Source organism: bacterium, from assembly GCA_029210965.1.
In the GTDB taxonomy this organism is placed as follows: domain Bacteria; phylum BMS3Abin14; class BMS3Abin14; order BMS3Abin14; family BMS3Abin14; genus JALHUC01.
This window is the reverse complement of record JARGFZ010000017.1, coordinates 38,681-53,278: the sequence shown is the minus strand read 5'-3', so window position 1 is coordinate 53,278 and position 14,598 is coordinate 38,681. Positions and strand designations below refer to the sequence as shown.

Annotated in this window: 4 protein-coding genes; all 4 read left to right on the top strand. The window is 60.1% G+C overall.

Annotated elements, in window-relative coordinates:
- On the top strand, positions 1-3,329 hold a 3,329-nt coding region (locus tag P1S59_08435), incomplete at its 5' end, for a CxxxxCH/CxxCH domain-containing protein (GenBank protein ID MDF1526279.1).
- A 505-nt stretch (positions 3,330-3,834) separates the two neighbouring features.
- On the top strand, positions 3,835-6,939 hold the full coding sequence (locus tag P1S59_08430; GenBank protein MDF1526278.1) for a hypothetical protein: 3,105 nt from the start codon (positions 3,835-3,837) through the stop codon (positions 6,937-6,939).
- Between the two features lie 71 nt (positions 6,940-7,010).
- Entirely contained in the window at positions 7,011-8,762 is a 1,752-nt protein-coding gene (locus tag P1S59_08425) for a hypothetical protein (protein ID MDF1526277.1), read from the top strand.
- Positions 8,763-8,931: 169 nt separating this feature from the next.
- On the top strand, positions 8,932-14,574 hold the full coding sequence (locus P1S59_08420) for a hypothetical protein (protein MDF1526276.1): 5,643 nt from the start codon (positions 8,932-8,934) through the stop codon (positions 14,572-14,574).
- Positions 14,575-14,598 lie beyond the last annotated feature (24 nt).

Sequence of the window (14,598 nt, the reverse complement as noted above, 5' to 3'; positions counted from 1 at the left end):
GGGTGGTGGAACGAATACTGGCCGGGGACATGGAGGAAGCCAAGGCTGCCCTTACAGTGGCGGTTAAGCACGATCCCAACGCGGAGCAGTTCGCTTACCGCTGCGACGCTTGCCACGAGCCCCACGGATTGACGATGAACGCCAACGGCAACCCCAACATCGCCATGCTCAAGGGCAGTGTCGAGGTGATGAACTACAGCGTACCTGGTTCCGGCAGCAACGCCACGACGCTGATCTCCATGGTGTTCGAGTCCAGGACGGGCGCTGACAGCTTTGACGACGGATCGACCCAGGGCAACAACGTGTGCGTGCAGTGCCACCAGAACAACCCGCGCCCCAACGGTACGACGACGACCATGGCCAGTGTTGACGGCGATCACACGGGCCTTGACGATTACAGCAACAACGAGCAGGGCAACAACTGTGTGGCCTGCCACCAGCACGATTACGATGCCAGTGTGTCTACTGTAGACGGTTTCATGCCTCTTTCGTGTGACGGTTGCCACGGGTATCCCCCGACGAGCGATGCCCATCCGAAGCATGTTGGTTCCTACGGTTACAACTGCAACGTGTGCCACCAGAACGCGGGAGTGCACAATAACATCTCACCGGTGGCCAACACGACAGCTTACAATGCGCTGGCCGATTCGACCCTTTCGAACCGCATCGACGTTGTGTTCGACACCACGAACCCCAGCGGCGCCTACACGCCCGCCAAGGGGAGCCGTGCCGGAGTTGGCCAGGGCATCTGTACCGGCCTCTACTGCCACGGGGACACCTTCACCATATCCGCTGGCGGAAGCGACACGACGCCGGTGTGGAACAGCACAGCATCGGGCGCCTGCGGGGCGTGCCACAGCGTGTCCGACCCGGGCAGTTCGAGCCACACACAGCACGTGTCCATGGCATCGACCTTCGGCATCGCTCCCCTGGGCTGTGGCGACTGTCACACGCCGGGGACGCCGGCATCGGGTACCCACGTTGTGGGCACACAGCCCAATTTCATCGGGTCCATCCTTTACACCGGGACCGTCTCGGATGGCGACAATTCGGCGGCAAGGGGCTCCTGCGGCGTCAACGACTGCCACAACGATGGGACGGGCAGCGCGTCAGCCACGGCCTACACCTGGGGCAGCAGCTATGCCGACTGCTCCCTGTGCCACGCAGCGAGTCCTGTCACGGTGGCCCACGATGAGCACCTGGCCCACCCGACGGTGGACTGCATGGATTGTCATGACGCGACTTCGTCCACCTCGATGTCGGGTAAGGCAACGCATATCGACGGCGATGTGACCATGGCAAACGGAGCCAGCGCCTACAACGGTACCACCACGGTGGGTGACGGCGGAGCCTTCGGCACCTGTGATACGGGGGCCTGCCACGACGCTATTACCGACATCGCGTGGAACGCCGCTCCCACCGGCTGCGCCGACTGCCATTACAACACCCTGGACGTGAACAGCTTCAACGGCCGGGACGAAACGGCAAGCGTTGTGGCCAGCGCCGAGTGGTCTGCCTACGGCCACTCGGCACAGGGAGCCGGCGTGGCGTGCTCCGACTGCCACGACCTCGCCGGAACGTCCCACGACTTCAGCGCGACGCTGAGCGCCGGCAACGCCTTCCGCCTCAACGGCACCTTCACTTCGGGCACCGGCTGCAACACCCAGGCTGCGGGCTGCCACTCCATCGCCGTGGTCAACCATTCGGCGGCAGCGATTACCGGAGCAGGCGGCTCACTGAACTACACCTGGTCCCTCGCCCCCGAGTGCCTCAACTGCCACGACCCCCACGGCGACGGCTCCAACAGCTTCATGATCTCCAGGGAGATCTGGGACGAGGAGACGGGCACCTTCACAACCACGGGAACGCCTCCGGCCATGCCCACGGAACAGCTTTCCCTGGCCTACACCGACACCACCACCGGCATTACGTCGGCCCAGGTGAGCTACGCGGACACGACGGTGTACTCGAGTATCTGCCAGGAGTGCCATACACAGACGGGCGGCGGCCTCGGCTTCGTCGACGGCCTCTATGCCAACTACAGCGGCCATGCCGGCTACCCGGGCAACCCAGGCGACTGTGATCAGTGCCACAAGCACGACACCGGCTTTACCGCGGGCTGCGCGGGCTGTCACGCATATCCGCCCACCTCCGGGGCCCACCAGGCCCACGGCGGCACCGCTGGCGGCAAGCCGGAGTTCAACTGCGAGACGTGCCACGGGCCCAACCCCGGTTCGGCTACATGGCACAACCAGTCCAGCGTATCCACCTACGATCCGGACGTTCACTTTGACAACATCACACTGAGCAGCGACCTGAACACGACGTTGCGCGGGGCTGAAAACGCCTACTACAACACCACCTGGACCAGGTCTGGCGCATCAGTGGCGCCTTCAGTGACCAAGTCCGCGGCCTACGCCTTCCAGTGTTCCAACGTCTACTGCCACGGTCTCGAGAGTGTGACCTGGACGTGGGACGCTGATGCCGCAGGCAATCCTGCGAGTGCCCAGGCCTACATTACCTGCGGCGGCTGTCATGGCCTTGGTGGGGATGTGGACGGCGACGGCGCCATCGATTCGGCCAGCTTCCGCAGCCGGGGCGGAACCCTTTACCAGGCCACCAACACCGCAGCCAACTACGCCGGGCCCCTCAGCGGCTACAGCCGCGGCGGCCACGGTGACACCCTGATCAACAACGGCCCGTGGGCCGAAGACACCGCCCCGGGCTTGTCGCTGCCCCTGGCGTGCACCGAGTGCCACGACAGTTCAACAGATCACTTCCCGGTAGACAGCGCTGACCGGTATCGGGTGGGAACAGTGATCACCAACGACGCCCTGCAGACAACGGTGACCAACTTGTGTATCAATTGTCACACCGACAACACCTCCTTCAAATTCCGGGCTTCGCCCAAGCACCCCAGCGATCACTTTACCCTTTGGGGCGGCGGTGGGACGGTGGATGTCTTTGTGGGTGACACAGGCATGTCCGTTTACAGCACTCATGATCCTGTCAACGTTTCCGGTCTCGGCTACCACATAGATCAGTATGTGGATCACTGGTTCGAGTGGGGTAATGAGGCCACTACAGATACAGCTGACGATTTCCAGCCGTTCCTGCCCCTGGGGGACAGCCTCGACAGCGCATGGAACGCCAACAACGACACCGGGGACCGGGTCACCTGCGTTACCTGTCACAACCCCCACGGTTCGGATCTTTTCGTCAATGGGGGGACTCCGGGGAGCGCCGGCACCGAAGCGCAGATCCCGGCCAACAAGATGCTGCGGCTCAGGGACATCGACGGGGAGCTTTGCGGGGCGTGTCATAATTAAGAAAATAGAAAATGGAAAATAGGGAGTAGCGGTAAAAACATCCGGGCAGGGAGACGCGGTGACACGATAACACGGTGACGCGGTGACACGGAGATCCCCGGACGCGGAGGCACGGAGACACGGAGACACGGAGACACGGAGACACGGAGACATGGAGACATGGAGACACGGAGACACGGAGACACGGAGAGAATACCATTACGAAGTGCCTGGTGCGAGGTTCATAAATGTCAGCGCTTGTCACTGCGAGGAGCATCGAGATAGACGAGTGTGACGCGGCAGTCTCGAATCGGGATCGTTTCCGTCTTCGCCTAGGCTTCGACGTGACAAGTCGGCACAAACAATTGCCTCGCGATGACAGGATACGAACAGTTACGACGGCAATAGGGAAGTTTTACTGGATCCTGGATATTGGATCTTGGATCTAAACCTTTGAATCTTGGAAATAACACCGGCCAGAACGGTTGGGAATTGGAATTTACCTTTGAGATATGAGATCTGAGATTTGAGATTGAAACCTGTCTTACATAGCCTGTTTGGCTTCGGGGCCACGCTGATGATGGTCGCTGCTGGCATCCTTGCGACACCGGCAGGCGTTTTTGCCTGGACCTCAGCCGGTCCGTGGGGCGGGGTGATCCACGCCCTGGAAAATTCACCGGCCGAAGGAAATACCATCTACGCCGGAACCGGCAACGGCATATACCTGCGAAATGTAACCGATGCGGGTGGGGCTTGGCAGCCCTTTGAGAATACTCTCGGTTACCGTGTCCTGCAGCTTCTCCCTGACCCGGCCAACGATGTCGTTTACGCCGTCGTCAGAGGATCCCGGGACGATTTTAACTTCGACGACACCATGTGGTCGGGGTACCTGTACGAACTGAACATGACGTCCGGTACCTTTGAGTCACTTTTCGGCGTGGACGACCCTGCCACCGCCGGGACAGATGAGACCAGGGAGGTTTCTTCCATGGTCCTTTGCGGGCCTGGAGACCTCCTGGTGACGACCCACGACGAGGAGTTGTGTACCGAGTTCATCAATGCCCAGGGAGAGTGCGTCAACTCCAGCGGCAATGCGGTATCTCCAATGCAGGTGGGTTATGTGTACCGACGTGCCGCGTCGGGGGGCGCGTTCAGTAGTGGCATCGATCCCGGATGGTATCCTTTCAATCTGCCCATTCAAAGCGCTCTTGGCAGTGCGGGATCGAACACGGTTTACCTCGTACGCTCCAACGATGACGGATCCTATTCCGACATGGTTGTAAGCGATGCAACGGGATCGTGCGGGACCACCTGGCGTGCGGAATTGGACATGAACAAGATGGGGACCCTGACCGAAGGGGAGAAGCCCATTTCCCTCGGTTACAGCTTGGCAGGGCACGTGCTTTTCGGTACCCGGGGAGGGAAGGTTTTCAGAAAATCCGATGCCGGGTCCTGGGCAGCACACGGGACAGGTCTTCCCACCTCGTTCCCCGTGGTGGATTTCGGAATAGACATCCAGGGCCGCATGGTCAGCATCCTGCGTAAGCACGGATATGTGGGCAGCAACGCGGACGATCCCAATGGCGGTGTCTGGTACCTCGACGACGCCACCTGGAGGCCTTCATCCGTCTATAATTATGTTTCGAGCCGTGTGCGGGCCGTGCTCCCCCTCGGAGGAGATGAATGGGTCGCTTATGACCAGGCCGGGATCTGGCGTTACATGGGGGGACAGGGGGCTGCGGTGGAAGATGACCGTGGTATCGCGGCGGTGAGCCTGGACGGTATGGTCATAAACCCGCGGCACCAGGACCGCGCCCTGGCTTTCGGTGCCAGTGGCCTGTATGAGAGAATAGACGGTGACTGGAGCAGGGTCATCCTGTCCTATATCCGGTTTGTGAGCAACCATGCAGACTCCAACCTCGACGTCATGCAGGATATCAGGGACAAAGGATATATCTCGGCGGAGTTTTCCTTCGACGACACAGGTACCATCTGGGTCGGCGGAAAAGCGGGTGTGGGCCTTCTCAAAGGGGTGGTGAGAACCCAGGATCCCGTGAGCTACTGGTTCGACCAGGTATTCTGGGACATCAATACAAAGAGCACCATCACCGACCTCCTGGTGGATCCCTTTGACTTGGATACCATCTGGTTCACGAACGTGAGTAAAGATGGGATCTACCGGTCTATCGATGGTGGTGGGAACTTCGCCTCCATGACCACCCACCTTTCGACTGCCCGCCATTACCGGGCCAACCTCCTGGTGTCCGACCTTCTCGAGCCTGAGCAGCGTTCCATCCTCGTGGGCACCGATTCGATACAGGATATAGTCCCCGGTGTTCTTTTCCTGGAAGGGTCTGGAGCGTTTGAAGAAACAGGTCTTTACATGAACCAGTCCGTGGGAGGCCTGGATTTCAACCCTGCGGAACTGGGCACCAAAAAGGCGGTGGCCGGGGCCAAAAACTGTGTGAGTGGAATGGCTTTGACAAGGTCCAACGACACCTGGGTTCTGGACACAGCTGTTCCCAACCCTGACGGTCTGCCCCAGAGTCAGATCATAAAAGCGTTGGAGATCCCCCACGGGGCGGATGCCGATGGCCTGGCTGACGCCTTTACGGTAGCCCACCAGAACGGGACCAGCTTCATGGGCCTTTACCACTCCCGTGCAGGCACCTATCAGGGCAGCCCCGGGGCCCAGTGGGACCGGCTTGATGGTGAGATCGACCTCTACGGTCCAACATCGGTCACGGTGCACCCCAAGGATGGGAACCTGCTCTGGGTTACCACACAGTGCGGGTCGGCCTTTACCTTAAGGAACGATCATTTCAATGATATGGCCGGGCCTCTGTTCCCATGGGGCAGTGAACTGGAAATATTGAATACAGCTGATGTCCTGGCAGGTATGGCAGGCACCATGGAGCTTTCCTGGATGGCCCCCGGGGACGATGGAGACATGCCGGGGTGGGCCGATCGATATGTGCTTTATTACAGGACGGACCGAGCCTTTGCCGGTACGAGGGACCTGGCGGATGTGGGGGTTGTTTCGGTGAACGGTATGCCGGCTCCCCACATCTCTCACCGTGTGGAAACCTATTCACTGGATATCAGTTCCTATACCGATACCCGCTTTTTTCTGGCCCTGGCCGCTTACGATGAACAGGATCAGGTCTCCGCTCTGCTCACAGCTGCCACGAACCCCCTGGCTGCAGGGACGGAAGACCCGCCACCTGTGACCTCGGGAGGCGGGGGTGGGGGAGGCTGCTTCATTGCCACCGCGGCCTATGGCAGTCCCATGGAAGCAGAAGTGGACCTTCTGAGGGAATACAGGGACAATTACCTTGTCCACAGGGGTTGGGGACGTGTACTTCTTGCGGTCTATTACACGGTCAGCCCGAAACCTGCTGATTTCATTGCCAGGCATCCGTTGCTGAAACAGGGCGCCAGGATCATGCTCAGCCCCATAATAGGCACAGTCCGATCAGGGGCACACACGGGAGCGCTGCCGGTAGTCGTCGGGTTTATGTTGGTGCTCATTCCCCTGGCAGGAGGTTTGGTCCTTCTGTCAGCGGTCTTTAGAGGTTTGAGGAAAACATGGATACTGATCCTGCTGAGAAGCCATGCCAGGCAGGAATAGCTGTTGACAACAGTCAGCAGTCTTTTAATGCTTGACTACTGACTACTGACTACTGAAACGAGGAAAGGGATATGAAGATTTATACGATGCTGCGCAATTTTATTCTACTGCTTGTTGTCGCGGTTGTCATGATGCCGTTCACGGTGTCGGCCAGCCCTCAGCAAGGGGCTGATCTCGTTGCCTTGAGTTATTCCCAGAAATACGGAGTGGGTGTCCTCTCCAATTCCGAGCTTTTCTGGTCCGCTGACGGGGAGGAGTGGAGTCCCGCCGGGTTTACCGACAGAGCTGTCAGGCTTACCGGGCTGGGTATCGGGGAAAGCCTCGTGGTGGTTACCTCAGATCCAGGAACCATCTTCCGGTCTGTTGACGGAGGTTTATTCCAGGAAGTCAACCCCCCGAAGGACCCTTACGGCCGCATTGTTTCCGGCATCCGTTACATCGCCATCCACCCGGAGGATAAGGAAATTCTGGCCAGTTCCGGTCAGGGGCTCATCCGCTCACGGGACAAGGGCGTGACCTGGGAGCCTGTCACTGACCCGTTCTGGTCAAACCCCGCTGCCCGCGAGGTCATCGCCATCGGTTACACAAACGGGAAGCCTGTCGTGGTGACCCGGCGGGGTGTGTACAGGCAGGAGAAAGATCGGTACGAGCTTCTCAAAAAGGGGCTTCCTGATGAATCCCGTCCCACGGTGGCATCGGTGTCTGACGGCGAGGTCCTCATGGCGCTGCCCGGAGAGGGCATCTTTCTTGCTAAAAAAGATAACAAATTCAGCAAGTTAAAGAGCGCCCCGGGAGACCCTATTGCTTTTCTCGGGTTTGCCAGGAATGGATTCCTGGCATCACGGCCCGCAACCGAACTGAACCTGGGCAACAGCCAGGGCAGCAGCTGGTCCCCGGTGGGCCAGTATTCCCCAAGTTTCATCCCTCTGGATTCGGTATCCACTCCCTACGGCGATTTCCTTATTCTCAGAGGTAAGGGGTTGGTCAAGCTGGAGGGGGACCGCTATATCCCCATTGGCCTGCCCGCCAACCTTTCCTCGGTGAACGCATCCCTCGTTGTCTCAGGGAACCGATTGTTAGGTACCCAGGGAGGGGTTTACTTTTCCTCCAGCGCCGGAAAGGTTTGGGAGGATGTGACCCCGGTGGAGCTGGGAGCTGCTGTAAATGTGTTCCTTCCTTTGGAAGATGGTCGTATCCTTCTGGGTTCCAACGGCGCCGGTGTCTTTGTCAGCAAGGATAATGGAAAAACCTGGAGGAGCTGGAATATTCGCCTGGGCACCTCCAACACCATCAAGGGACTGGCACTTTACGATGGCGGTGTTCTGGCCGGGACTGAGAACGGTCTTGTTTGGACCGAGATCGGTGAGGAACCGAACTGGAAGAGGCGGGATAGCGGAGTGGGCCGGTTCCCTGTAGTCTCTTTAGTTCGCCAGAATGATACTTACTGGGTCGCCACACAGGCCGGAGTGTTTAAGGCCCAGGGAAACAGCGATTTTACCCCTGTGCCCGGTTTTAAAGGGCGAATAACGGACTTCTCGGCCCAGGATGGTGTTCTTCTCGCCATTGCCAACGGCAGGGTGATGATGGCCACCGGGGGAGGGAAGGCCGCTGAGCTTGCAAACCGTCCTGAAAGGGTTATCGCCACCCAGGTCGCCCTTCTCGACAAGACCCCTTACATAGGGACCAACAAAGGGGTTTTCAGTTGGGACGGTACGCGGTGGCAGAAAGTGGGCTATATCAACTTTCCCGTCACGCGCCTTGTCCCGGAGCAGGGGAAGCTTCGGGCTGTGACTATGGGAGCGGGAACCTATATTTTGCCTTGAACCAGGGGTTCAGTAGTACTGTCAATAGCCCTATGGGCATAAATGGCAAAATTAAAAGTTTAAAATAATGGGCAAAAGCCCTTGTTTCTATGTAACTTTGAGTTAAGAGAGGCCGTAATAACAATGGAGTCGTTAATGAGCGATGAATTGAACTTTGGAGCCCGATAAGATGAGTCGATACCGGAATGCCTCTTTTGAGAGCACATTAGGCGTGTGCCTGCTGATCCTTGTTCTCCTTGGCCTCTCGGCCCCGGGAACTTTGTTTGCGGGTCACAAGCTGCAGGACTCCCAATGTTACGACTGTCACATCGTAGGCGGCTCCATTGCCGACGCGGTGCTTAATTCCCGCCTGATACGGGGCGGGGATGCCATGACGGAGATCATCAATGGCGGCTGGAGTACAGGCAGCCCGCTGCCGTGTATCTACTGCCATGATGATGCCCCCCGGACAGTCCGGGAGAACATGATCGGCGTCAAGGAAGACTTCACGGCCGTTTCCATCTCCAAGCACCCGGTGGCCCCCTACACATCCAACACCGCCGGGGCCGACGCAACCCTGGATTGCATCGATTGCCACGATGTGAGCGTTGTGAGCTACGTTGCCGGCGGTTCCGCTCCCGGGACAACCTTAAGCCCCAACGTCCACAACCAGAACGTGGCTGCAGTGGGATGGACACCGGAGCCGGGGAACCTGGACTATCGCAACACCTATATGAACGCTTCCACGGCAGCCTCTGTGTCTCCCCTCAACTCACTGAACAACACCTTCTGCACCAAACAGTGCCACGACAACACAACAGGTACCGGCTTCGACGCGGGCCAGGTCTACCACCAGTACAACAACCCTGTGGTGTCCCTTGAGAACGGTTCCAACTTCTTTACCGCTTCCCAGATAGCCGGATGTCTCAACGAAACCGCCACTGGCTCCGGATGCCACGCGGTGCACAACGCCAGAAGCAACACCGATCTCATTACCGCGGTCACGTGGGGAACTTCAACTCCCATCGCCAGGGACAACTGCGGCTCCTGCCATGTTTTTGACGACGGAGGCGCCTCCAGCCCCCTGCCAAGATCAAGCAGTGATTTTGCCACCGACGGCCACGGCCAGGTTGGTATCGGGCTCAACTGCCTGAACTGCCACGATTCGTCCATCCCACACTTCCAGGCCGACGGGACCCCTTCCGTGGGGGATTCGGCCGGTCGGCTCACCTTCGTCCTGGACAATACTCCCAGCGGTTTCTCCACCCCGGCCAAATCCCGCCTGTCCATCTGCGTCAGTTCCAGCTGCCACGACGGTTACCTGGAGCACGCTCCCTCCACCAGCGGTTCCTATCCTGTGGGGTGCCTGGACTGCCACGATCCCCACGGTTACGGTGTGGGTTCCAATATCAGAATGATGCGCCAGCAGGCTCCCATCGCCTCACCCACCGTGACCCTTTCCTACGCCAACTCGGGAGACTGGTACAACAGCGCCCAGTCCAGCGGCTTTACCAACTGGGCCTGTGACAGCGCGGATTGCCATCCCCTTTCCGTGAACCAGATCATGTCCACTTCCGGGACCAACCCGGCCCCTCACGGAGGAGGCACCGGCCTGAAATCAGGCTGCGAGAACTGCCACAAACACCAGGGCGGGGAGTACTCCTGGGCTGCCACCGGGTGCGACCAGTGCCACGGGGCATCAGGCTCCTCCTGGCCCTCGGACACCTCCAGCGCCGACGATGGGGGCACCACCCCCAACAACGCGGGGCGGCACCCCCTCCACAGGCAGGAGATCGCCGCGGCCCTTGGGTACAGTCCGACCACGACCAACGACGGCCAGCAGAAGACCATGTGCCGCTACTGTCACCAGGTGGGCGATTCGGACCACACTAGCGCGACGCGGGCCGAAGTGTTCCCCGCCGGCTACGCCAAGGCGATCTGGGACACCGCCACCGAGACGCCTTCCGAGACCAACGCTGCCTTTGTGGCAGGAACCGACGCCGGGACCTGCAACGACGTGGACTGCCACAACAACAAGTCCACCTCCGGAGTCTATCAGTGGTACCAGTCCGGCAGCGCCGACTGCGTCATGTGCCACACCGCTGGCGGTTTCGCCGGCAATATCGCCAACCCTGTTTCAGGCCTGCACGATGAGACACCGAAGGTGTCGGCTGCCGCCCACGACGAGAGCTTCGCATACAGCAGCGGTGCGCTCACAGGCGACTGCCAGACCTGTCACCCGACGCCTCCCTCCACCCGGCACCTCAACGGTGTGGACAACTCCACTATTAACAGCACCGCCACGACGGCGGTTGCGCTGACGGCCGGCGTCGGGTTCGCCGATGCCGCCACACCCACCTGTTCACCCTCCATCGCCGGGTGCCATTTGGAGCAGTTGGTGGGCGAGTCCTGGACGCGTTTGTGGCACGAGAGCGCCGACCAGACCGACGGCACCGAGTGCGCCGGCTGCCATGGTGACTTCACGGTGGGCTGGACCACGGGGACCATGCACGCCACGGCGCCCTCCACCAAGGGCAACGGCACTCACGCCAACACCGGCCTTTTGACCTACGAGTGCACCGACTGCCACGCCATCGGTGATGCCACCCCCAATTATGCATTTACTTCGTCCACCAACGACTGGGATCAGAACGCGGCGGAGACGAGCAACCACGGCAACGCCCTCATCAGCATGAACGTCAACGGGACCGCCTGGACACGGGCGGCGGGCCGCTCCGGATGCCCGCAGTGTCACGGCGGCCCCGGTACTGCCTACGATTTCGGTCAGACTTCATGGACGGCCGATACGGTCTCAGGCGACGTGCCTCCCGTGGGATGCGACGGTTGTCATGGAGTCAGCGGCCTGTACTGGCCGGAGATCGCCTCGGTCCAGACCACCGACTACCCGGACCGCAGGGGGAGCCACGCGGCCCACATCGACGCCCTCGAAGCGAAGCTCGCATACGACGCAACCCCCGCCGTCTACACGACTAACGACGCCGAACAGCGGCACATGTGCGAGTACTGCCACAACGACGCCAACGGCGTGGGTGGTTCTGACCACTGGGACAACGTCATTCCCGCCGACGTGGGCGATATGAACCCCATGTGGGACACCACGGCCGGTGCTCCCATTACAACCGATACCGATGCTGCCATTGCCTCCTCCAAGACCTGTGCAGGAGTGGATTGTCACTACAACCGGACCACCCCGGACACCTGGTTTAACGGAGGTGGAACTTCTGACTGTACGACGTGTCACTACAACGGGAACGATACTGGTACCCTGGTCAACGCCCATCCGGGCAGCGGCCGGCACGGAACCCATGTGGCCAGCAACACCTACGTGCCCAACGACTGCGCCTCCTGCCACGGGGCCAACGCGAACAACCCGCCCTTGGGCGACACGGCCCACTGGAGCGGGACGCCCAACTACGGCAACAGCCTCACCAGCTATACGGCCCCGGATTGCGCCAACGCCTGCCACGACGTGGTCCCGGCCTCCTACGGCGACTGGCTTGATTTGCCCACGGATCTGGATTGCCTGAACTGTCACAGTGGGTCCTGGATCGCGGGCATCTACACTCCGACCAGCGGTCTGCATACCATCACACCGACAGTTTCGGGGATAAGGCACGCCGAGGCCCTGAGTCCCGCAAGCCGATGCGAGGTATGTCACACCACTATCGCCGCGGGACAGGCCACCCACATCAACGGTACCTGGCAGGCCGACCAGGCAGCGAACACCGAAAGCCGGGGCCTTTATGACGATTATTCAGATGGCTCTCCCGGCAGCTGTTCCAACACCGGTGGGGTGAATGAAGTGGGCGCCACCGGCTGCCACGACGGCCCGGGTGAAGTGGGATCCTGGTCCCGCATGTGGGACACCTCGGCGGCCAACAGCGACGGCAGCGAGTGCGCCAACTGCCACGGCGGTTTTGTGGGCCAGGCATGGACCTTTGGTGCCGCGGCCGACACTGGCGACGGCAGCGTTTCCCACAACTTCAACTATAATGGTACGGGTGGTTCCGAGGTCCTCGGTAACCATGCCGACACGGCTGCAGACGGAACCACGTGCAACATCTGCCACGTTTACGCCGACTCTCCCTACAACAGCGCCGCCTGGGCCAACACCTGGCACGGCAACGATCAGATCGATATGAACGACGCCATGGGGTACAGCCAGACCAACTGGGACTGCTCCAGCAACTGCCATGTCGGTGGAACTCCCATCGCCATGGAGGATTCCGGTTGGACGGTCAACCCGGTCACAGGGCCTGCTTTGAGCTGTACCAGCTGCCACGGAGCATCAAATCCGTCTGCCGGCGTCGGGACGAACAGTTCCCACCTTGCCACCGTGACCGGGGGAAGTCCTCAGGCCTGTGAATCATGCCATCCGGGTAACCTGAAGGGAGGCACACACTCTAAAAGCGGTGACACGGGAGTGGTGGTTATCCGTAACTACCCGGCCGTTGGAGTGACGTATTCCCACCAGCCTGACGGTACCAATTATGGGTTCGTCCTGGGTGGAGATGCGACCGCAGGCACCACAGAGGCCCAGATCTGCTGGGGATGCCACGACCAGAACAACGACGGATTGTGGGGGAGCGGTGATGTTTCGGAGTGGGGGACGAACGTCAGCGTCGTCACCGGTTCCATCACCTTCGATTACGGTTCCCTGAACCAGGTCAACTGGGTGGGGGCGCTGTGGTCCAGCGCGAACTTCTCCTACAAGAACAGCACGGTCCAGTCCACTCATTCAGCTGATAGTTCAGTGGGTGTCTCGGGAACGGACTCAGTATCCAACATCCGCTGCTCCTACTGCCACGACGTCCACAACACGGCCCGGAACAGGAGTTCTGTCATCACGACCACTATGGATCCCGACGGGGAGCCGTACCTGAGGGGCCGCTGGCGAGGCAACCCCTTCAACGAGGACGGTGCGCCCCAGAGCGGCAACGAATTCGTTGAGATCGTGGATTTCGGCAATGTTCCAAGGGCCCGCCCGGTCCACGATACTTCTACGACCAAGGGTGGCTACTGGATTGACCAGAACAGCGGGAGCCCAACTTCCTCTTGGACAGTTGATGATTTCGGAGGACTATGCGAGTACTGCCACGGGGGAGGCAATGGGAGTTGGGCCGATACGGAGATCAACTCCATCAATGAGTTCGGCAGCGCAGGCTCGGATTGGGTGAGCGGCTACAACGGCCACGCCAACGCTGTCAAGGGGGGCTCCATTCCCGGGGCGGGAACGGAATACAGTGCCAGGAATATCTTTGGAGACGGGATTGGTGGTCGTCCGGTGCCTGTCCTGAATACAACCGGCAGAAACTGGGATTCCACCATCGTGGGGAACCTGAACGAGAAAGGCCAACAGTCCACCGGTGAGGGTTTGTGGATCAGGGGACAGGCTGCGGGTAATAAACCAACATGGTACCCCCTGGTCGCTGTGGCACCAGGCGCGGTTCCACCGTTAGTGGATACGGGACAAGCTAAGGTAGAGGGGCTCGGTGCAGATGCCTGGAACCTGACAGTGGATAGTTCGACGACCCAGGACAACTATCACAACTTCCCCTGCTCCAAGTGCCACAACCCCCACGCCTCAAGGCTGCCGAGGCTCATGATCACCAACTGTCTGGATGTGAGCCACAACACCTGGGATGACACCAGGATTGGGCCGCCAAGCGACCTGGGGTCCGCCGAAACGGGCGTCACCATTGACCGGGAGATGTCCGACTGGAGTTCCGCGGTCAACTGCCACAGGCTGGACAGCGATGGAACACCCGGAACCGGCAGCGATGGGGGTTGGAACCGGGTAACTCCTTGGTAGTAACCAATTAGGTGGCGATACGTA

Excerpts from the sequence above, each read along its gene's own strand:
- P1S59_08425 (MDF1526277.1), top strand. The coding sequence starts at position 7,011 with ATGAAGATTTATACGATGCTGCGCAATTTTATTCTACTGCTTGTTGTC.
- P1S59_08420 (MDF1526276.1), top strand. The coding sequence starts at position 8,932 with ATGAGTCGATACCGGAATGCCTCTTTTGAGAGCACATTAGGCGTGTGC.